Origin of the sequence: Variovorax fucosicus, from assembly GCF_030316825.1 — a bacterium.
Lineage (GTDB): Bacteria > Pseudomonadota > Gammaproteobacteria > Burkholderiales > Burkholderiaceae_C > Variovorax > Variovorax fucosicus.
On sequence record NZ_JASZYU010000003.1, the window covers coordinates 60960 to 80444 of the forward strand.

Annotated in this window: 16 protein-coding genes and 1 tRNA gene; 13 read left to right on the plus strand and 4 right to left on the minus strand. The window is 66.2% G+C overall.

Annotated elements, in window-relative coordinates; genetic code table 11:
- The first annotated feature begins 36 nt into the window (after positions 1–36).
- Entirely contained in the window at positions 37–1443 is a 1407-nt protein-coding gene (gene rimO, locus QTI05_RS17875) for a 30S ribosomal protein S12 methylthiotransferase RimO (RefSeq protein WP_286543474.1), read from the plus strand.
- A gap of 92 nt (positions 1444–1535) precedes the next feature.
- Here the strand turns inward: rimO and QTI05_RS17880 are convergent.
- Positions 1536–1620: transfer RNA gene (locus tag QTI05_RS17880), tRNA-Leu, on the minus strand.
- A gap of 84 nt (positions 1621–1704) precedes the next feature.
- Here QTI05_RS17880 and rnr point away from each other — a divergent pair.
- A complete protein-coding gene (gene rnr, locus QTI05_RS17885) occupies positions 1705–3987 on the plus strand; it encodes a ribonuclease R (RefSeq protein WP_286543476.1) in 2283 nt (760 codons plus the stop codon).
- Positions 3988–4010: 23 nt separating this feature from the next.
- Positions 4011–4778, plus strand: coding sequence for an SDR family oxidoreductase (locus QTI05_RS17890; RefSeq protein ID WP_286543478.1), 768 nt, complete (start codon positions 4011–4013; stop codon positions 4776–4778).
- 9 nt (positions 4779–4787) lie between these two features.
- Here QTI05_RS17890 and QTI05_RS17895 read toward each other — a convergent pair whose 3' ends face one another.
- From QTI05_RS17895 to QTI05_RS17905, 3 genes are all read right to left on the minus strand, one after another.
- The gene (locus tag QTI05_RS17895; protein WP_286620054.1) at positions 4788–6254 is read right to left on the minus strand and encodes an NAD(P)H-hydrate dehydratase; all 1467 of its coding nucleotides are present in this window, start codon (positions 6252–6254) and stop codon (positions 4788–4790) included.
- A 20-nt stretch (positions 6255–6274) separates the two neighbouring features.
- Entirely contained in the window at positions 6275–7534 is a 1260-nt protein-coding gene (locus QTI05_RS17900; protein ID WP_286620056.1) for a D-amino acid dehydrogenase, read from the minus strand.
- Positions 7535–7626: 92 nt separating this feature from the next.
- Positions 7627–8952: an amidase gene (locus QTI05_RS17905; protein ID WP_286621099.1), complete on the minus strand. Its 1326-nt coding sequence runs from the start codon at positions 8950–8952 to the stop codon at positions 7627–7629.
- Between the two features lie 170 nt (positions 8953–9122).
- On the opposite strand from QTI05_RS17905, the gene rpsB reads away from it, so the two are divergent.
- The 10 genes from rpsB (at position 9123) to QTI05_RS17955 (ending at position 19485) form a co-directional block, all read left to right on the plus strand.
- Entirely contained in the window at positions 9123–9878 is a 756-nt protein-coding gene (rpsB, locus tag QTI05_RS17910; RefSeq protein WP_286543485.1) for a 30S ribosomal protein S2, read from the plus strand.
- 82 nt (positions 9879–9960) lie between these two features.
- Entirely contained in the window at positions 9961–10893 is a 933-nt protein-coding gene (gene tsf, locus QTI05_RS17915) for a translation elongation factor Ts (RefSeq protein ID WP_286543487.1), read from the plus strand.
- 77 nt (positions 10894–10970) lie between these two features.
- On the plus strand, positions 10971–11693 hold the full coding sequence (gene pyrH / locus QTI05_RS17920; RefSeq protein ID WP_286543490.1) for a UMP kinase: 723 nt from the start codon (positions 10971–10973) through the stop codon (positions 11691–11693).
- Between the two features lie 13 nt (positions 11694–11706).
- Positions 11707–12267, plus strand: a complete 561-nt coding sequence (gene frr / locus QTI05_RS17925; RefSeq protein ID WP_286543492.1) for a ribosome recycling factor — start codon at positions 11707–11709, stop codon at positions 12265–12267.
- A 10-nt stretch (positions 12268–12277) separates the two neighbouring features.
- Positions 12278–13012, plus strand: a complete 735-nt coding sequence (gene uppS, locus QTI05_RS17930) for a polyprenyl diphosphate synthase (protein ID WP_286543494.1) — start codon at positions 12278–12280, stop codon at positions 13010–13012.
- Between the two features lie 5 nt (positions 13013–13017).
- Entirely contained in the window at positions 13018–13863 is an 846-nt protein-coding gene (locus tag QTI05_RS17935) for a phosphatidate cytidylyltransferase (protein ID WP_286620058.1), read from the plus strand.
- Entirely contained in the window at positions 13860–15050 is a 1191-nt protein-coding gene (ispC, locus tag QTI05_RS17940; protein WP_286620060.1) for a 1-deoxy-D-xylulose-5-phosphate reductoisomerase, read from the plus strand. Before QTI05_RS17935 ends, ispC begins: the two co-directional genes overlap by 4 nt.
- Positions 15051–15080: 30 nt before the next feature.
- Positions 15081–16454, plus strand: a complete 1374-nt coding sequence (gene rseP, locus QTI05_RS17945; RefSeq protein WP_286543499.1) for an RIP metalloprotease RseP — start codon at positions 15081–15083, stop codon at positions 16452–16454.
- Positions 16455–16492: 38 nt separating this feature from the next.
- On the plus strand, positions 16493–18949 hold the full coding sequence (gene bamA / locus QTI05_RS17950; protein WP_286620062.1) for an outer membrane protein assembly factor BamA: 2457 nt from the start codon (positions 16493–16495) through the stop codon (positions 18947–18949).
- The gene (locus QTI05_RS17955; RefSeq protein ID WP_286543651.1) at positions 18949–19485 is read left to right on the plus strand and encodes an OmpH/Skp family outer membrane protein; all 537 of its coding nucleotides are present in this window, start codon (positions 18949–18951) and stop codon (positions 19483–19485) included. Before bamA ends, QTI05_RS17955 begins: the two co-directional genes overlap by 1 nt.

Below are 19485 nucleotides of genomic sequence, written 5' to 3' on the forward strand. Positions count from 1 at the left end.
CGGCTCCGGCGGCGATAGCTGGGACAATACGGGGATATGAGTGAAGTTGCCTCCCCCGAACGAACCGCCACCGCTGCGGCGCCCAAAGTGGGCTTTGTGAGCCTGGGCTGCCCCAAGGCCCTGACCGATTCCGAATTGATCCTGACCCGGCTGAGCGCCGAGGGCTACGAAACTTCGAAGACTTTCGAGGGCGCTGATCTCGTCATCGTCAACACCTGCGGCTTCATCGACGATGCGGTCAAGGAAAGCCTCGACACCATCGGCGAGGCGCTGGCCGCCAATGGCCGGGTGATCGTCACGGGCTGTCTCGGTGCCAAGGCCGGCGAAGACGGCGGCAACATGGTGCGCCAGATGCACCCGAGCGTGCTGGCCGTGACCGGCCCGCATGCGACGCAGGAGGTGATGGATGCCGTGCATGCCAACCTGCCCAAGCCGCACGACCCCTTCGTCGACCTGGTGCCCAACAGCTTCGGCATTGCAGGCCTGAAGCTCACGCCGCGCCACTACGCCTACCTGAAGATCAGCGAGGGTTGCAATCACCGCTGCACCTTCTGCATCATCCCGTCGATGCGCGGCGACCTGGTGTCGCGGCCGATCGGCGATGTGCTGAACGAAGCCCGGGCACTGTTCGAAGGCGGCGTGAAGGAGCTGCTGGTCATCAGCCAGGACACCTCGGCCTATGGCGTCGACACCAAGTACCGCATGGGTTTCTTCAACGGCAAGCCGGTCAAGACGCGCATGCTCGATCTGGTGCGCGAACTGGGCGAGATCGCCGAACCCTACGGCGCCTGGGTGCGGTTGCACTATGTGTACCCTTACCCGAGCGTGGACGACGTGATTCCGCTGATGGCGAGCGGCAGGGTGCTGCCTTACCTGGACGTGCCGCTGCAGCACAGCCACCCGGCCGTGTTGAAGCGCATGAAACGGCCGGCCAGCGGCGAACGCAATCTCGAGCGCATCGCGAAATGGCGCGAGCTGTGTCCCGAACTCGTGATCCGCAGCACGTTCATCGCGGGGTTCCCCGGCGAAACCGAGGAAGAGTTCGAGCACCTGCTCGATTTCATCCGCGAGGCCGGGATCGACCGGGCCGGTTGCTTCGCCTACAGCGCTGTCTCCGGTGCCGCGGCGAACGAGATTCCGGGCATGTTGCCGGAAGCCGAGCGCGAAGCGCGGCGCGCACGGTTCATGGAAGTGGCCGAGTCGGTGTCGATCGCGCGGCTGCGGCGACGCATCGGCGCGAGCATGCAGGTGCTGGTCGATTCGGCGCCGGGCATGGGCCGCAAGGGCGGGGTTGGCCGCAGCTATGCCGATGCACCAGAGATCGACGGCGTGGTGCGGCTGCTGCCGCCCGAGAAGATCAGCAAGACGCTGAAGGTCGGTGAGTTCACGCGCGCCCGCATCGTCGGCGCCGAGGGCCACGACCTCGTTGCGGTGCCGGTGTGAGAGTGCATTGACACTGCTGACCGGACAACAAAAAAGCCACCGGAGACCGGTGGCTTTGATGGAGAAATCCCGACAAGGGATCTATTTAAACTTGGTGCCCAGAAGAGGACTCGAACCTCCACGATGTTACTCGCTAGTACCTGAAACTAGTGCGTCTACCAATTCCGCCATCTGGGCCCACATGTTGCAAGAAGCTTGCAACGCGTTTTGAATTTCAGGAAAGAGAGAGATCATATCAAAAATAATGGCCACCCCAGCGGCTTGCTGGACGAGATTGAAGGAACGGTTCAAGGACATCGCGATGGGCACGGCTTCGTGCAGCGCGACGATGGCGAAGCCGACATCTATTTGCCCCCGAACGAGATGCGCGCGGTGCTGCACAAGGATCGCGTCAAGGCGCGCGTCGTACGCCAGGATCGGCGCGGCCGGCCCGAGGGGCGTGTCGTCGAAATCGTCGAGCGGCCGGAGCAGCCGATCATCGGCCGCCTGCTGCATGAAGGCGGCATCTGGCTCGTCGCCCCGGAAGACAAGCGCTACGGCCAGGACGTCCTGATTCCCAAGGGCGCGACCGGCACTGCGAAGGCGGGCCAGGTCGTGGTGGTGCAACTCACCGAACCACCGGCACTGTTCGGCCAGCCGGTGGGCCGCGTGAAGGAAGTGCTGGGCGAGATCGACGACCCCGGCATGGAAATCGAGATCGCGGTGCGCAAGTACGGCGTGCCGCACGAATTCTCCGAGGCTGGCCTCGCCGAAGCGAAAGCGCTGCCTGACAAGGTGCGGCCGGCTGACAAGCGCGGCCGTGTCGACCTTACCGACGTGCCGCTGGTCACCATCGACGGCGAAGACGCACGCGACTTCGACGATGCCGTGTACTGCGAGCCGGCCAAGGTCGGCCGCGGCAAGGGCTGGCGACTGCTGGTCGCGATCGCCGACGTCAGTGCCTATGTGCAGACCGGCTCGCCGATCGACATCGATGCCTACGACCGCGCCACCAGCGTGTACTTCCCGCGCCGCGTGATTCCGATGCTGCCCGAGAAGCTGTCGAACGGCCTGTGCTCGCTCAACCCCGAGGTCGAGCGCCTCTGCATGGTGTGCGACATGCTCGTGGCGGCCGATGGCGAGATCTACGCCTACCAGTTCTACCCGGCCGTGATGTTCAGCCACGCCCGCTTCACCTACACCGAAGTGGCAGCCATCCTTGGCAACACGCGCGGCCCCGAGGCGGCCAAGCGCAAGGAACGCGTCAAGGACTTGCTGAACCTCTCCGACGTGTACAAGGCGCTGCTCAAGCAGCGTTCGCGTCGTGGCGCAGTGGACTTCGAGACCACCGAAACACAGATCGTCTGCGACGACGCCGGCCGCATCGAGAAGATCGTGCCGCGCACGCGCAACGAGGCGCACCGGCTGATCGAGGAAGCGATGCTGGCGGCCAACGTCTGCAGCGCCGACTTCATCGCCGAAGGCAAGCACCCGGGCCTGTTCCGCGTGCACGAAGGCCCGACGACCGAGAAGAAGGAAGTGCTGCGCGGCTACCTCAAGGCGATGGGTGTCGGCCTCTCGATCACCGACGATCCGAAGCCCGGCGAATTCCAGGCGATCGCCGAGGCGACCAAGGAACGGCCCGACGCGCAGCAGATCCACACCATGCTGCTGCGCTCGATGAGCCAGGCGATCTACACGCCGATCAACAGCGGCCACTTCGGCCTGGCCTACGAGGCCTACACGCACTTCACCAGCCCGATCCGTCGCTACCCCGACCTGCTGGTGCACCGCGTGATCAAGGCGATCCTCAACAAGCAGAAGTACACGCTGCCGATATTGCCGACGCCGGGCGAAGCGCATGCCAAGCTGGCCAAGCGACTCGCCTCGCGTGTCAAGTCGCCGACCAGCAAACCGCAGAAGGCCACCGTCGCGCCGACCAAGGAAACGCTCGCCTGGGAAGCCGCCGGCCTGCATTGCAGCGCCAACGAGCGGCGCGCCGACGAAGCCAGCCGCGACGTCGAGGCCTGGCTCAAGTGCAAGTACATGCGCGAGCACCTCGGCGAGGAATACGGCGGCGTGGTCAGTTCGGCCACGACCTTCGGTATCTTCGTCACGCTCGATGCGATGTACGTCGAAGGCCTGGTCCACATCACCGAACTCGGCGGCGAGTACTTCAAGTTCGACGAGATGCGCCAGGAACTGCGCGGCGAGCGCACTGGCATCCGCTACGCCATCGGCACGCGCGTTCGCGTGCAGGTGAGCCGCGTCGACCTCGACGGCCGCAAGATCGATTTCCGTCTGATCCGCGAGGGCGACGACCTGGCGGCGCGTCCGGCGAAGGACAAGGGCGCTGCGCCCGGCAACGCGGGCGCCTCGCCCAGGGCCTCGGGCAAGCGCCAGTCGCGGCCGCCGCATGCGCACAAGGAGAAAGACAAGGCCGAAGCCACCGCCGCGGTGGCCGCCGCCGAGCGCCCTGCGCAGCAAAGCGCGATGCAAGCGTTCAAGTCGGCCGTGAAGAAGGCCGCCAACAAGATGAAAGGGCGCAAACCGCGCCGCCCCTGAACCCCTTTGACGGAGACACAAGAATGACTGCAGCAGCAAACCCGAACTCGCGCATTGCGATCGTCACCGGTGCCGGCACCGGCATCGGGCGCTCCGCCGCGCTGGCCCTGCTGGCCGATGGCTGGAGCGTGGCACTGGCCGGGCGTCGCCCCGAGCCGCTCGAAACCGTGGCCGACGAATCGGGTGCGGGCGCGCGCGCATTCGCGGTGCCGACGGACGTGACCAACCCGGCTTCGGTGCAGGCCCTGTTCTCGGCGGTGGTCGATCGCTTCGGCCGCGTTGACCTGCTCTTCAACAACGCCGGTACTGGCAACCCGCCCGGCTTGATGGAGGACTGGACGCCCGAGCAGTGGAAGGGCGTGATCGACATCAACCTCAACGGCATGTTCTATTGCCTGCAGCAGGCCTTCCGCACGATGAAGGCGCAGAGCCCGCGCGGCGGCCGCATCATCAACAACGGCTCGATTTCGGCCACCACGCCGCGTCCGAATTCGGCCGCCTACACAGCCACCAAGCATGCGGTCGAAGGCCTGACAAAGACCGCCTCGCTCGACGGTCGCAAGTACGACATCGCGGTCGGCCAGATCGACGTCGGCAACGCGATGACCGCGATGGGCGGACGCATGGCGCAAGGCGTGCCGCAAGCCAGTGGCGAGATCGCGATCGAGCCGGTGATGGACGTGGACATCGTCGGCCGTTCGGTGCTCTACATGGCGAGCCTGCCGCTCGAAGCCAACGTGTTGTTCCACACGGTGATGGCGACCAAGATGCCGTTCGTCGGCCGCGGCTGAGGCTGCCGCTCAGCGGCCGCCGCGCGCCAGTGCGCCGGCGGTGAGCGGCGCATCGGCCGGCCAGTGGTCGGCCAGATCGCCGTGGTGCCAGACGGCATCACGCGTTGCATCGAGCGCGGGCAGCAACCCGCTTGCGAGGGCGGCACCGACCATGCCGGCCAACACATCGCCGGTGCCCGCCGAAGCCAGGCGCGCATTGCCGCTGAGGTTGATCGAGGGCAGGGCGCCCGGCGCGGCCACCACCGTGCCTGAACCCTTGAGCACCACCACCGCGCCGAAACGGTCGGCAAGCTTTTGCGCCGCGCCCAGCCGGTCGGCCTGAACGGCTGCAGTGCCGATGTCGAGCAGCCGCGCGGCTTCGAGCGGATGCGGCGTGAGCACCGTAGGCTGGCGGCGCCGTCCGCGCGCCGCCAGCAGCGTTTGCAAGCCGGGGTCGAGCGCGATCGCGTTGAGCGCGTCGGCATCGATCACCAGCCGTTGCGCGGTCGAGATCACGCGCGGCAGCACGCCTCGCACGGCCGCACCGCCGCCGCAGCCGCACACCACCGTCATCGCGCCGACATCCAGCGTGGCCGGGTCGCGCACCATGAGTTCAGGTTGCGAAGTGTCGAGGGCCACCTTGCTGTCGAGCAGGCCGGCAAACACCCGGCCTGCGCCCGCGTGCAGCGCCGCCGAAGCCGCCAGCAGCGCAGCGCCGGCCATGCCGGGGGCGCCGCCGATCACAGCCACGTCGCCGTAGCTGCCCTTGTGCGCAGCCTGCAACCGCGTGCGCGCAGCGGGTGCACCCGCCAGCCAGGCGACAGGCACCGCATCGAAGGCGCTGCAGCCGAGGTCGTCCAGCCACACCTCGCCGGCTGCGTCGCGGCCCTGCGCCGTGAAAAGACCCGGCTTCAGTGTCAGAAGGCTCAGGCAAAAACGGGCAGCAGCACCCGTCCCCCGGGCACCGGGTGCCGTGGCTTCCATCGCAGCTGCCCCGCTTTCGGCGTTCAGGCTGGAGGGCACGTCGACGCTGAGCACAGGTGACGCGGCAGCATGCATGCGTTGTAGCCAGTCGGCCATCGTGCCTTCGGGCGCGCGGCTGGCACCGATGCCAAGGAGCGCATCGACCGCCAGATCCCAGCGCTCGGGCGGCGCTTCGGCGAACGCGACGCCGGCGGCGCGTGCGCGCTGAAGCGATGCCAGTGCGTCGGGCGGCGCGTTGCCTTCGTGGCCCAGCCAGGTCACTACCGGCGCAAACCCGCGCTGCTTCAGTTGTGCCGCAGCCTCCAGGCCGTCGCCGCCGTTGTTGCCCGGCCCGCAGGCGATCCACACGGTGCGCGCATGCGGCGCGATCGCCATCGCCAGGCGCGCAACCGCAAGCCCGGCGCGTTGCATCAGGGTATGGGGAGGCAGCGTCGCCGCGGCAGCGTGCTCGACACGGCGCGTGGCTTCGATGCCGAAGAGCGATGCCGTGGTCGCCGGGGTGATGCGATGCATCGGCCCATTCTGCCCGGCCTTCAGCCTTGGCCGAGCAGGCGCTCCATGCCCAGGCCTTCGAGATCGACGCCCGGGTCGCGTCCGCCGACCAGGTCAGCCAAGACGCGTGCGCTGCCGCACGAGAGCGCCCAGCCGCTCGAGCCGTGGCCCAGGTTGAGCCAGACGCCGGGAACGCCACTGCGACCGATGACCGGCGGGCCGTCGGGCAGCATCGGCCGCGCGCCTTTCCATTGCTGCACGCCTGCCTGCAGCGTCGCTGCACCCGGGAACCAGTCGTGCAGCACCTTGTAGAGCGTTTGCAAGGCGGCCGGGTTGATCGTGTCGGGCGAGCCGCCGAGTTCCGCGCCGCCGGCCACGCGCACGCGCAGGCCGAGGCGCGAGATCGCGACCTTGTAGCGTTCGTCCATCACGGCGCTGCGCGGCGCGTTGAGCGGCTCGCGGATGGTGGCGCTGATCGAGTGGCCGTACACCGGAGCCAGCGGAATGCGCAGGCCCAGCGGCTTCAGGATGCGGGCCGAGTCAATGCCGGCGCACACCACCACCGCGTCGAAGGCGTGGGGCTCCGAGCCGGCCGCCAGCGAGATCGAGCGTGGTGCCATACGGCTCAGCGGCGCGATGTCGCAATTGAAATGAAACTGCGCGCCGAGCGCCTCGGCCTCGCGCTTGAGCAGCAGCGCGAACTGGCGGCAGTTGCCGACTTCGTCGTCGGGCAGATGGATCGCACCACCGAGCTCGGTGTCGGTGCTCAGTGCGGGCTCGATCTTGCGCGCCTCGTCGGGGTCGAGCTCGTGGAACGGGGTGCCGGTCGCGCGCAGCACGTCGAGGCCGGGCTGCACCAGCTTGAGTTCGCGTCTGGAGCGCAGCAGCACCATGTAGCCGTCGCTGCGCTCGTAGCTGAGTTCGCGCGTCTCGGTGATTTCGTGCAGGCGAGTGCGGCTGTAGAACGCAAGGCGCTGCAGGCGGGCGCGGTTGGCGAGATAGGTTTCGAGCTTGCAGGCGCGCTGCCAGCGGGCCATGAAGCCGATGTCGCGGCCGCTGAGCGGCCAGCGCACCTTGATGGCGCCGTGTGTCGACAGCATCGAACGCAGTACCTTGGCGCGCATGCCCGGCGCAGCCCACGGGGTGACGTAGCCCGGTGCAACGACGCCGGCATTGGCAAAACTCGATTCTTCGGCTGCGGCGCCGCGGCGCTCGAACACCACGACTTCATGGCCGTCGCAGGCCAGCTCCCAGGCAGTGGTGACGCCGACGATGCCGGCGCCCACGATCGCGATTTTCATTGGATTCGGAAAGTCAGAAGAGGGCGCGCGGTTTCGCGCGCCATGGGTCGAGGATAGACCAGGCCTGCGTCGCCCGTACGCGGGCGTGGGCACTATGCGTTCTGGAGCGCTTGTTCGATCTGCAGCGCCAGCGAAAGCACCACGTCATCGTGCAGTGCGGCATGCCAGAGCATCAGGCCGACGGGCAGGCCGCCGTCGACCGGACAGGGCAGCGAGATCGCGCAGCCGTCGAGCATGTTGACGACCGAGGGGTTGCGCAGCAGCAGGCCGTTGACGCGGAAAAACTCGTCGTCGCGCTCGGCACCCGGCGCCACGTTGGCGATCGGCGGCGCGGTGATCGGCACCGTGGGCGACAGCACCGCATCGAACGGTGCGAGCGCCGCTTCCATGCGCGCGATCCAGCCGCGCCGCGCCTGCAGCAGGTCGATGTACTCGTGCGCTTTCATGGTGGCGCCCTTGAGGATGCGCTGCGCCACGCGCGGGTCGTAGCCGGCGCCGCTGCGCTCCAGCAACAGCCGGTGCCAGGCATAGGCCTCGGCGGCCGAGAAGCCGCCGGTCGCGTTGATCGAGGCCAGATCGGCCAGCGGGGGCAGGGTGATTTCCTCGATCCGGGCGCCAGCCGTGCGCAGCTGGCGCAAGGCGTTGTGGAAGGCCGTGTCGACCGGCGCCTCGATGCCGTCGAAGAAGGTATTGGTGACCACCGCAACCCGGTAGCTTGCCAGCGGCGCATCGGTGAGGCCGACCCGGCGCGCCGCCAGAATTTCATGCGCGGTCACCGCGTCGCGCACCGAGCGTGTCATGGCGCAGACGGTGTCGAGCGTGGTCGACAGCGGCAGCGCGCCGTCGGCCGGCACCAGCTGCGCAGTGCTCTTGAAGCCGACGATGCCATTGAGCGCGGCCGGAATGCGGATCGAACCCCCGGTATCGGAGCCCAGGCCGATGAAGGCCGCACCCGTAGCCACCGAAACGGCAGCACCCGACGACGAGCCGCCAGGGATGCGCGGCGTGGTCGCATCGGCCGCATTGGCCGGCGTGCCGTGGTGCGGGTTCACGCCGACGCCCGAAAAGGCAAACTCGGTCATGTTGGTTCGGCCGATCAGTGCGCCGCCGGCGGCGCGCAGGCGGGCCACCGCCACGGCGTCGGCGCGGGCGGCCGGCGCATGGCTCAGAACCTGCGAGCCGGCCGGGGTCGGCTGGCCTTCGATGTCGAACAGATCCTTGGCGGAAAAGGCGAGCCCGGCCAGCGGCAGGCCGGATCCGGCGCGCTCGGCCTCGGTGCCGGCCGCCTCGAACAGCGGCCGGGTGAAGGCATGGGCGCAGGCGGGCGATCCGGCTACGGCGACGGAATGCGCCATTTCGGTGCGCGCGGAGGTCTGGCCCGCACGCAGTGCGAGTCGGGTGGCGTGGAGGTCTTGCATGGCCTGCATGCTATACTCCTTGGGTTTCGCTGACAGGTCGCCATCCGGTGCCTTTCCCAGTGAAACACATCCGCAAACCAGTCCATTCAAGGTGTTGCGCGTCGCCCGAATTGCGTTGGGTGGCCGCAAAAACGGACTGGCTTTAAGACCTAACCTTTGGAGTTATTCCTATGTCGACCACCATGCGCGAAATGCTGGAAGCCGGTGTCCATTTCGGTCACCAAACCCGCTTCTGGAACCCCAAGATGGCCCCGTTCATCTTCGGCCATCGCAACAAGATCCACATCATCAACCTGGAAAAATCGCTTCCGATGTTCCAGGATGCGATGAAGTACGCCAAGCAACTCACGGCCAACCGCGGCACGATCCTGATGGTCGGCACCAAGCGCCAGGCCCGTGAAATCGTCGCTGCCGAAGCGCGCCGCGCCGGCGTGCCGTTCGTCGACACCCGCTGGCTCGGCGGCATGCTGACCAACTTCAAGACCGTCAAGACCTCGATCAAGCGTCTGAAGGACATGAAGGCCCAGCAAGAAGGCGGCCTCGACGCGCTCAGCAAGAAGGAGCAACTGACCTTCTCGCGCGAAATCGAAAAGCTCGAAAAGGACATCGGCGGCATCCAGGACATGACCGCGCTGCCCGACGCCATCTTCGTGATCGACGTGGGCTTCCACAAGATCGCCGTGGCCGAAGCCAAGAAGCTCGGCATTCCGCTGATCGGCGTGGTCGACTCGAACCACTCGCCGGAAGGCATCGACTACGTGATTCCGGGCAACGACGACTCGTCGAAGGCCGTCACGCTCTACGCCCGCGGCATCGCCGACGCGATCATCGAAGGCCGCAACAGCGCCACCGGTGATGTGGTCAAGGCCATCGCCGAAGGCAACAGCGACGAATTCGTCGAAGTCGAAGAAGGCGCTTCCGCCTGAGTTGACGCGCCCGCGCGCCTGAAGAAGGGGCTTTGTTGCCCCTTTTTTTTAACCTGAATACTGAGAAAACCGGAGAAATCAAATGGCTGCAATCACCGCAAGCATGGTTGGCGAACTGCGCGCGAAGACTGACGCGCCCATGATGGAATGCAAGAAGGCCCTGACGGAGGCTGACGGCAACATGGAAAAGGCCGAAGAGCTGCTGCGCATCAAGCTCGGCAACAAGGCCGGCAAGGCCTCGGCCCGCGTGACGGCTGAAGGCGTGGTCACCGCATACGTCGACGGTGCCGCCGGCGGCATGATCGAAATCAACTGCGAAACCGACTTCGTCACCAAGAACGACAGCTTCCTGGCCATGGCCAAGGCCGCCGCCGAACTGGTCGCAAAGAACAACCCGGCCGACCTGGCTGCGCTCGGCGCCATCGCGTACACGCAGGACGGCTTCGGCCCGACGCTGGAAGACGTGCGCAAGGGCTTGATCGGCAAGATCGGCGAGAACATGAGCTTCCGCCGCTTCAAGCACTTCAACTCCGGCGCCAAGCTGGCCTCGTACCTGCACGGCACCCGCATCGGTGTGCTGGTGGAGTTCGAGGGCGACGACACCGCTGCCAAGGACGTGGCCATGCACATCGCCGCGATGAAGCCGGTCGCGCTGTCGACGGCCGACGTGCCGGCCGAGCTGATCGAGAAAGAACGCGCCGTGGCCGTGGGCAAGGCCGATGAAGACCGCAAGGTTGCCGAAGCCGCCGGCAAGCCGGTGCAGCCACCCGAAATCGTCGCCAAGCGCGTCGAAGGCGGCGTGCAGAAGTTCCTGAAGGAAGTCTCGCTGCACAACCAGCCGTTCGTGAAGAACGACAAGCAGACCGTCGAGCAGATGCTCAAGGCGGCCGACACCTCGATCAAGAGCTTCACGATGTTCATCGTGGGCGAAGGCATCGAGAAGAAGGTCGACGACTTCGCTGCCGAGGTCGCGGCGCAGGTGGCTGCCGCCAAGGGCGAGAAGTCGCCCGCCTGAAGCACGACGCCGCCATCGCGGCGTCGTCGCTTTCACCCCGTACACTCGCCCCCGCCAACAACAAAAGGAAGTCTTTCATGCCCAACGCCCGTCCAGCCCACAAGCGCATCTTGTTGAAGCTGTCGGGTGAGGCGCTGATGGGCGACGACGCCTTCGGCATCAATCGCGCGACCATCGTGCGGATGGTGGAGGAGGTGGCGGAAGTGGTGAACATGGGCGTGGAGCTGGCCGTCGTGATCGGCGGCGGCAACATCTTTCGCGGTGTGGCCGGTGGCTCGGTCGGCATGGATCGTGCGACCGCTGACTACATGGGCATGCTTGCCACGGTGATGAATTCGTTGGCGCTGGCCGATGCCATGAACAAGCAGGGCCTCACTGCACGTGTGATGTCGGCCATCGCCATCGAGCAGGTGGTCGAGCCCTATGTGCGGCCCAAGGCGCTTCAGTACCTTGAAGAGGGCAAGGTCGTGATCTTCGCGGCCGGCACCGGCAACCCGTTTTTCACGACCGATACGGCGGCCGCGTTGCGTGGTGCCGAGATCGGTGCCGAACTCGTGCTCAAGGCCACCAAGGTCGACGGCGTCTACAGCGCCGACCCCAAGAAAGACCCGACCGCCACACGCTACGCCTCGCTGACTTTCGACGAAGCGATTGCGCAGAATCTCGGCATCATGGACGCCACCGCTTTCGCGCTGTGCCGCGACCAGAAACTGCCGATCAAGGTGTTCTCGATCTTCAAGAACGGTGCGCTCAAGCGCGTCGTGATGGGCGAGGACGAAGGCACGCTGGTGCACGCCTGAGGAGAATTGACAGATGACCATTGCAGACATCCGCACTGCGACCGACACCAAGATGACCCAGTCGCTCGCAGCCTTCCAGAACAACCTGACCAAGATCCGCACGGGTCGCGCCAATCCCGCGATCCTCGATTCGATCCATGTCGACTACTACGGCTCGCAGGTGCCGCTGAGCCAGGTCGCGAATGTGGCCTTGCTCGACGCCCGCACGATCAGCATCCAGCCCTGGGAAAAGGGCATGGGCGCAAAGATCGAAAAAGCCATTCGCGAGAGTGATCTCGGCCTGAATCCGGCGTCGATGGGCGACCTGATCCGCGTGCCGATGCCGCCGATGAGCGAAGAGCGCCGCAAGGAAATGACCAAGCTGGTTCGCAACGAAGGCGAAGCCGCCAAGATCGCCACGCGCAACCTGCGCCGCGATGCGAACGAAGCGGTCAAGAAGCTCGTCAAGGACAAGCTCGCGTCGGAGGACGACCAGAAGCGCGCCGAAGCCGAGATCCAGAAAGTCACCGACCGCCACATCGCGGACATCGACAAGATGGTCACGGCCAAAGAGGCCGAGATCATGGCCGTCTGATCTGTTGCGCATGACCGCTTCACCTGCCGTCCCCCATCACATTGCCATCGTGATGGACGGCAATGGCCGCTGGGCGACACGGCGCTTCCTGCCGCGCGTGGCGGGTCACAAGCAGGGGGTGGAAGCACTGCGCCGTTGCGTCAAGGCCTGCGCCGACCGTGGCGTGGGTGTGCTCACGGTGTTCGCCTTCTCGTCGGAGAACTGGAATCGCCCCGTCGAAGAGGTCTCGGGCCTGATGGAATTGATGGTCGGCGCGCTGGGCCGCGAGGTTCCGCGTCTGCGCGACGATGGCGTGCGCCTGCACTTCATCGGCGAGCGCGGCGGGCTGTCCGAGAAGATGATCGCCGGCCTGGTGCAGGCCGAGGCGGCCACCGCGCACAACACGCGGCTCGTGTTCAACGTCTGCTTCAACTATGGTGGCCGCTGGGACATCGCCCGTGCTGCAGCGCAGCTTGCCGCGCGCGGTGAGGCACTGACGGAGGCCAACCTCGACCGCGCGATGGCACTGGCCCACGTGCCTGATCCCGACCTGTTCATTCGCACCGGCGGCGAGCAGCGTCTGTCCAATTTCCTGCTCTGGCAGAGCGCCTATGCTGAATTGTTCTTCAGCGACAAGCTGTGGCCAGAGTTCGACGAAGCCGCGCTCGACGAAGCGATTGCGGCATTCCGGCGACGTGAGCGCCGCTTCGGCCAGACTTCTGCGCAGCTTGCTTCGAGTGCGCAGCAACCACGCCAGCTCGCCTGATCCGGATGCTCAAGCAACGCATCATCACCGCGCTGGCCTTGCTGGCGATCCTGTTGCCGGCGCTGTTCTATCCCGGCTACGTGCCGTTTGCGGTCGTGATGCTGGTGCTGATCGGCGCCGCCGCGTGGGAATGGGGGCGCCTCAACGGCTATGGCTCGCGCGTGTCGCTGTTTCTCGGCTTGGAGATGGTGCTGCTGTGCGCGTTGTCCTGGTGGGTCGGCCTGCTTGGAATGCAACTGACCCTGGCCTGGGCGCTCGCCGGTGTCGCCTGGGTGCTCGGCGGCGCTGCGCTGTTGCGGGTTGCGGTGCCCGGGTGGCCGCGCATTCCGAAGGCGCTGCGCCTGGTCGGTGGCCTGCTGGCGCTCTGGGTGGCCTGGCTGGCGGCCGTGCAGGCGCGCATGGTCGGTATCAACTTCCTGCTCTCGATCCTGCTACTGGTATGGGTGGCCGACATATTCGCCTACTTCGCAGGGCGGGCCTTCGGCCTCAAGTTCACCAGGAGCAAGCTGGCGCCCGCGATCAGTCCCGGCAAAAGCTGGGAAGGGGTGTGGGGTGGCATGGCGGGCGTCGTCGTGCTGGCCCTGGCCTGGGCCTGGGCCGACGCGGCGCTGCAGGCTTCGGTGCCCAGTCTCTACAGCCGGCTCGCCGCACGCGGCTGGTGGCTGCTGGTGCTCGGAGTGATCTTCCTGGCCGCAATGAGCGTGGTCGGTGACCTGGTCGAGTCGTTGATCAAGCGCAGCGCCGGCGCCAAGGACAGCAGCAACCTGTTGCCCGGTCACGGCGGCGTGCTGGACCGGATCGACGCCTTGCTGCCCGCGCTGCCGTTGGCGATGATGTTGGTGTCGTTGTGAACGAAGCACGCAGGCAACGCATCACCGTGCTCGGCTCGACCGGCTCGGTCGGCGTCAGTACGCTGGACGTGATCGCCCGGCACCCGGAGCGGTTCGAGATCTTTGCGCTCTCGGCTGCGACCAAGGTCGACGAATTGCTGGCCCAGTGCGCTCGCTTCGAGCCGCGCTACGCCGTCATGGCAAGCGCACCGCATGCGGTTCGACTGGCTGAAAAGCTCAAGCAGAACAGCCTCGCCACGACGGTTCTCACTGCGCACGATGCGTTGGAGGCGATTGCGTCGCATGAGGACGTCGACGCGGTGATGGCGGCGATCGTCGGCGCGGCGGGTCTGGGCCCGTGCCTTGCGGCCGCGCGAAGCGGCAAGCGTCTGCTGCTGGCCAACAAGGAAGCGCTGGTTGTCGGCGGTGAGCTGTTCATGCGCACCGTGCGCGAGGGGGGAGCGACATTGCTGCCGATCGACAGCGAGCACTCGGCGATCTTCCAGTCGTTGCCCGAAAACCCGGCGAGCTGGCCGCTGTGCGTGGACAAGATCATCCTGACCGCGTCGGGCGGGCCGTTCCGCTCGCGCGCCCCGGGCACGCTCGGCGCCGTCACGCCCGAACAGGCCTGCGCCCATCCGAACTGGGTGATGGGCCGCAAGATCTCGGTCGACTCGGCCACGATGATGAACAAGGCGCTCGAGGTGATCGAGGCGCGGCATCTGTTCGGCGTGACGCCGGAGCAGATCGAGGTGGTGATCCATCCGCAGAGCGTGGTGCACTCGATGGTCGAGTTTCGCGACGGATCGGTCATGGCGCAGCTCGGCACGCCCGACATGCGCGTCCCCATCGCGGTCGGCCTGGCCTGGCCCGAGCGCGTCGAAAGCGGCGCACCACGGCTCGATTTCCGCAACATGGCGGCACTGAGCTTCGAGCCGCCCGATGACGCGCGCTTTCCCGGCCTCGCGCTGGCCTGGGCCGCGTTGCGCGCTGCGCCAGGCACCACGGCCGTGTTGAACGCGGCCAACGAGATCGCGGTTGAGGCTTTTCTGGCGCGCCGCCTTCGCTTCGACCGCATTCATGCGGTCAACCTTGAAACTTTGGCGGCGGTCACGCCCTCCAAGCCCACATCGCTGGCCGACCTGCTGGCGCTCGACGCCGACGCGCGCGCGGCAGCCAATGCGGCGGCGCTGCGGCTGGCCGCCTGAGCCGCTTCTTCGCATTACAGGGGAACCCGGATGCTCACCATAGTTGCCTTCATCGTTGCACTCGGGTTGCTGATCGCGGTGCACGAATACGGTCACTACCGCGTGGCGGTGGCGTGCGGCGTCAAGGTGCTGCGGTTCTCGGTCGGATTCGGCAAACCGTTGCTGACCTGGCGGCCGAAGCGGCCACGGCCGGGGCAGGACACCGAGTTCGTGATTGGTGCCTTCCCTTTCGGCGGCTACGTCAAGATGCTGGACGAGCGCGAGGCGCCGGTCCCGCCTGAAGAGCGTCACCGTGCCTTCAACACTCAGCGCCTGCGCTCGCGCGCGGCCATCGTGGCCGCCGGGCCGATCGCCAACCTGCTGCTGGCGGTGGTGCTTTACACACTGGTCAACTGGATCGGTGTGCAGGAGCCGGTCGCCAGGCTCGCGCGGCCGGTTGCGGCTTCGCTGGCCGAGCAAGCCGGCCTGCGTGGCGGCGAACAAATCGATGCGGCCGCCTACACCGGCGATGCGCTGGAGCCCGTTCAGTCGTTCGAGGATCTGCGCTGGCGCATGACCCGCGCCGCGCTCGACGGCCACGATCTGCAGCTCGAAATCGCAGGCGAGGGCGGTCGGCCTTCCCGCATGCTGGTGCTGCCGTTGAGCCGCATCGAGACCCGTGACGCCGATGCCCAGCTGTTTCGAAAGATCGGCGTCATTGCGCCGTTGACGCGGCCCGAGATCGGCGAACTCGTGGCGGGCGGTGCCGGCGAAAAAGCCGGCCTCCAGCGCGGCGACCTGGTGCGCTCGGTCGGTGGCACTGCCATCGTCGACGGGCAGCAGTTGCGCGAGGTCATCCGCGCGTCGGTCGACGCAGACAAGGCACGCACGCAGCCGTGGCTGATCGAGCGCCGCGGCCGCAGTCTCACGATCGAGGTCACGCCCGAGGTCCGCGAGGAGGGCCAGCTCAAGGTCGGGCGCATCGGCGCCTACGTCGGCGCCCCGCCCGACATGGTGACCGTGCGCCAGGGCCCGGTGGACGGCGTCTGGCGCGGTGTCGTGCGAACCTGGGAAGTGTCGGCGCTGACGGTGCGCATGATGGGCAAGATGGTGATCGGCGAGGCTTCGCTGAAAAACCTCAGCGGTCCGCTCACGATTGCCGACTACGCCGGCAAGTCGGCCAGCATGGGCCTCACGCAATACCTGGTGTTTCTGGCCCTGATCAGCGTCAGCCTTGGCGTGCTGAACCTGATGCCGTTGCCCGTCCTCGATGGGGGACACCTGATGTATTATCTTTGGGAGGGCCTGACCGGCAAAAGCGTCTCCGACGCATGGATGGAACGGTTTCAGCGCGGAGGGGTCGCATTGCTGCTTGTCATGATGTCGATCGCACTCTTCAACGACGTCACGCGGCTCTTTGGTTAACTATCTGCCGGCCCTTTGCGCGCCGGCTCAATTCACAGATGAACACAACAAACAGTCGCTTCCGTATGCGTAGCGTGGTCGCTCTGGTAGCGAGCGCATTGGCCGCCACCGCCGCATGGGCCGTAGAGCCCTTCACGGTGCGCGACATTCGCGTCGAAGGCCTGCAGCGGGTCGAGCCCGGCACCATCTTCGCTTCGCTGCCGTTTCGCGTGGGCGACACCTACAACGACGAACGCGGCTCGGCCGCCATCCGTGCGCTGTTCGATCTGGGCCTGTTCAAGGACGTGCGCATCGACGTCAGCGGCAACGTGCTGGTGGTGATCGTCGAGGAGCGCCCCACCATCGCCGCGGTCGACTTCGCCGGCATCAAGGAATTCGACAAGGCGGCCCTGCAAAAGGCGCTGCGCGAAGTGGGCCTGGCCGAAGGCCGCCCCTACGACAAGGCGCTGGCCGACCGCGCCGAGCAGGAGCTCAAGCGCCAGTACATCAGCCGCAGCCTCTACAACGCCCAGATCGTCACCACCGTCACCCCGTCCGAGCGCAACCGCGTGAACCTCACCTTCTCGGTGACCGAAGGCGACTCCGCGCGCATCCGGGAAGTCAAGATCGTGGGCAACCAGGCCTTCAGCGAATCCACGCTGCTGGGCCTGTTCGACCAGGACTCGGGCGGCTGGCTGGCCTGGTACACCAAGTCCAACCAGTACTCGCGCGCCAAGCTCAATGCCGACCTGGAGACGCTGCGCTCCTACTACATCACGCGCGGCTACCTCGAGTTTCGGGTCGACTCGACCCAGGTCGCGATCTCGCCCGATCGCCAGGACCTGTCGGTCACCGTCAACATCACCGAAGGCCAGAAGTTCACCGTCTCGGGCGTCAAGCTGGACGGCAACTACCTGGGGCGCGACGACGAGTTCAAGTCGCTGGTGACCATCAAGCCGGGCGAGCCCTACAACGGCGAGCAGGTGACCGAGACCACCAAGGCCTTCACCGACTACTTCGGCACTTTCGGCTATGCGTTCGCGAAGGTGCAGGCCAAGCCCGAGGTCGACCGCACCAACAACACGGTGGCCATGAACCTGGTGGCCGAGCCGTCGCGGCGCGTGTACGTGCGCCGGGTGATCGTGGGCGGCAACAACCGCACGCGCGACGAAGTGATCCGCCGCGAGTTCCGCCAGTACGAGGCCTCCTGGTACGACGGCGACAAGATCAAGCTGTCGCGCGACCGGGTCGACCGGCTCGGCTTCTTCACGGAGATCACTGTCGACACGCAGGAAATCTCCGGCACGCCCGACCAGGTCGACCTGGCCATCAACGTGACCGAGAAACCCACCGGAACGCTGCAGCTCGGCGCTGGCTTCTCGAGCTCCGAGAAGGTGTCGCTGTCGTTCGGCGTGTCGCAGGAGAACGTGTTCGGTTCGGGCAACTACCTGGGCCTGCAGGTCAATACCAGCAAGTACTCGCGCACGGTTTCGGTCACGACCACTGATCCTTATTTCACCAAGGACGGTATTTCGCGCACGATCAGCCTGTACCACACGACGACCCGCCCGTACTACACGACGGACGGCGACTACAAGCTGGTCAACGAAGGCGGCAGCATCCGCTTCGGTGTGCCGTTCAGCGAGGTCGACACGATCTTCTTCGGCGCCGGCCTCGAGCGTTACCGCTTCGATCCGGGTCGTGGCAGCTATGTGCTGAATCCGCTGTCCGGCTTCGTGCTCTTCCAGTCGCCCACGCCGCAGTCGTACCGCGACTATTTCGGCTGCACCACGGGCAGCGACAGCATTGTTTCGTGCAGCAAGGACAGCGTGTGGGGCATTCCGCTTACCGTGGGCTGGTCACGCGACGACCGCGACAGCGCATTGGTGCCGACCAAGGGCCGGCTGCAGCGCGCCAACCTCGAAGTGGGCGTTGGCGGCGACATGAAGTACGTCAAGACCAACTACCAGTACCAGCAGTTCTTTCCGATCACCAAGCAGTACACCTTCGCCATCAATGGCGAAGTCGGCTACGGCCGGGCTTACGGCAGCAATGTCTACCCGATCTTCAAGAACTTCTATGCCGGTGGTCTCGGCTCGATCCGGGGCTTCGAGCAGAACTCGCTGGGTCCGAAGGACGTGCCGCTCCTGGGTCAGACGCAGGGCGCAGCCATCGGCGGCAACAAGAAGGCCATCTTCAACGCCGAGCTCAGCACGCCGTTCCCGGGCGCCGGCAACGACCGCACGCTGCGTCTCTACGGCTTCTTCGACGCCGGCAACGTGTTCGGTGACCGCTCGCCCTACACCTCCGACGCGCAATGGAAGGCGCAGAAAAAGATCCGCGCCTCCGTCGGCATTGGCATCAGCTGGATCTCGCCGCTCGGCCCGTTGCGGCTCGCCTATGCGGTGCCGGTCAAGCAGCAAAAGGAAGTCCTGGATCCCAACAACCCGTACCTGCCATTGGTGGCCGGGGATAGAATTCAGCGCATCCAATTCCAGATCGGAACCTCTTTTTGATGACTTTCCTGTTTCGTGTCGCAGGCGCGTTCCTGATCCCCGTTTTTGCGCTGTGCGCTGCGCCTGCCCAGGCGCAGCAAGAGACGTTTCGCGTCGGTTTTGTGAATCCGGATCGCGTGTTGCGCGAGGCCCAGACCGCGAAGGCCGCGCAGGCCAAACTCGAAGCCGAGTTCGCCAAGCGCGACAAGGATCTGCAGGGCCAGGGCGAAGCGCTCAAGACTGCCTCCGACAAGTTCGAACGCGAAGCGCCCACGCTGTCGGAAACCCAGCGTGCGACGCGCCAGCGCCAACTGGTCGACCAGGATCGCGAATTCCAGCGCAAGCGCCGCGAGTTCCAGGAAGATCTGAACGCGCGCAAGAACGAAGAATTGCAGGCCGTCTACGAGCGCGCCAACCGCGTGGTCAAGCAGGTTGCGGAGGCCGAGAAGTACGACGCGATCCTGCAGGAAGCGATCTACATCAATCCCAAGCACGACATCACCGACAAGGTGATCAAGGCGCTCAACGCGTCGACGTCCGCAGGCAACGCCAAGTAA

Excerpts from the sequence above, each read along its gene's own strand:
- rimO (WP_286543474.1), top strand. The coding sequence starts at position 37 with ATGAGTGAAGTTGCCTCCCCCGAACGAACCGCCACCGCTGCGGCGCCC.
- QTI05_RS17890 (WP_286543478.1), top strand. The coding sequence starts at position 4,011 with ATGACTGCAGCAGCAAACCCGAACTCGCGCATTGCGATCGTCACCGGT.
- QTI05_RS17895 (WP_286620054.1), bottom strand. The coding sequence starts at position 6,254 with ATGCATCGCATCACCCCGGCGACCACGGCATCGCTCTTCGGCATCGAA.
- QTI05_RS17900 (WP_286620056.1), bottom strand. The coding sequence starts at position 7,534 with ATGAAAATCGCGATCGTGGGCGCCGGCATCGTCGGCGTCACCACTGCC.
- QTI05_RS17905 (WP_286621099.1), bottom strand. The coding sequence starts at position 8,952 with ATGCAAGACCTCCACGCCACCCGACTCGCACTGCGTGCGGGCCAGACC.
- rpsB (WP_286543485.1), top strand. The coding sequence starts at position 9,123 with ATGTCGACCACCATGCGCGAAATGCTGGAAGCCGGTGTCCATTTCGGT.
- tsf (WP_286543487.1), top strand. The coding sequence starts at position 9,961 with ATGGCTGCAATCACCGCAAGCATGGTTGGCGAACTGCGCGCGAAGACT.
- pyrH (WP_286543490.1), top strand. The coding sequence starts at position 10,971 with ATGCCCAACGCCCGTCCAGCCCACAAGCGCATCTTGTTGAAGCTGTCG.
- frr (WP_286543492.1), top strand. The coding sequence starts at position 11,707 with ATGACCATTGCAGACATCCGCACTGCGACCGACACCAAGATGACCCAG.
- uppS (WP_286543494.1), top strand. The coding sequence starts at position 12,278 with ATGACCGCTTCACCTGCCGTCCCCCATCACATTGCCATCGTGATGGAC.
- QTI05_RS17935 (WP_286620058.1), top strand. The coding sequence starts at position 13,018 with ATGCTCAAGCAACGCATCATCACCGCGCTGGCCTTGCTGGCGATCCTG.
- rseP (WP_286543499.1), top strand. The coding sequence starts at position 15,081 with ATGCTCACCATAGTTGCCTTCATCGTTGCACTCGGGTTGCTGATCGCG.
- bamA (WP_286620062.1), top strand. The coding sequence starts at position 16,493 with ATGAACACAACAAACAGTCGCTTCCGTATGCGTAGCGTGGTCGCTCTG.
- QTI05_RS17955 (WP_286543651.1), top strand. The coding sequence starts at position 18,949 with ATGACTTTCCTGTTTCGTGTCGCAGGCGCGTTCCTGATCCCCGTTTTT.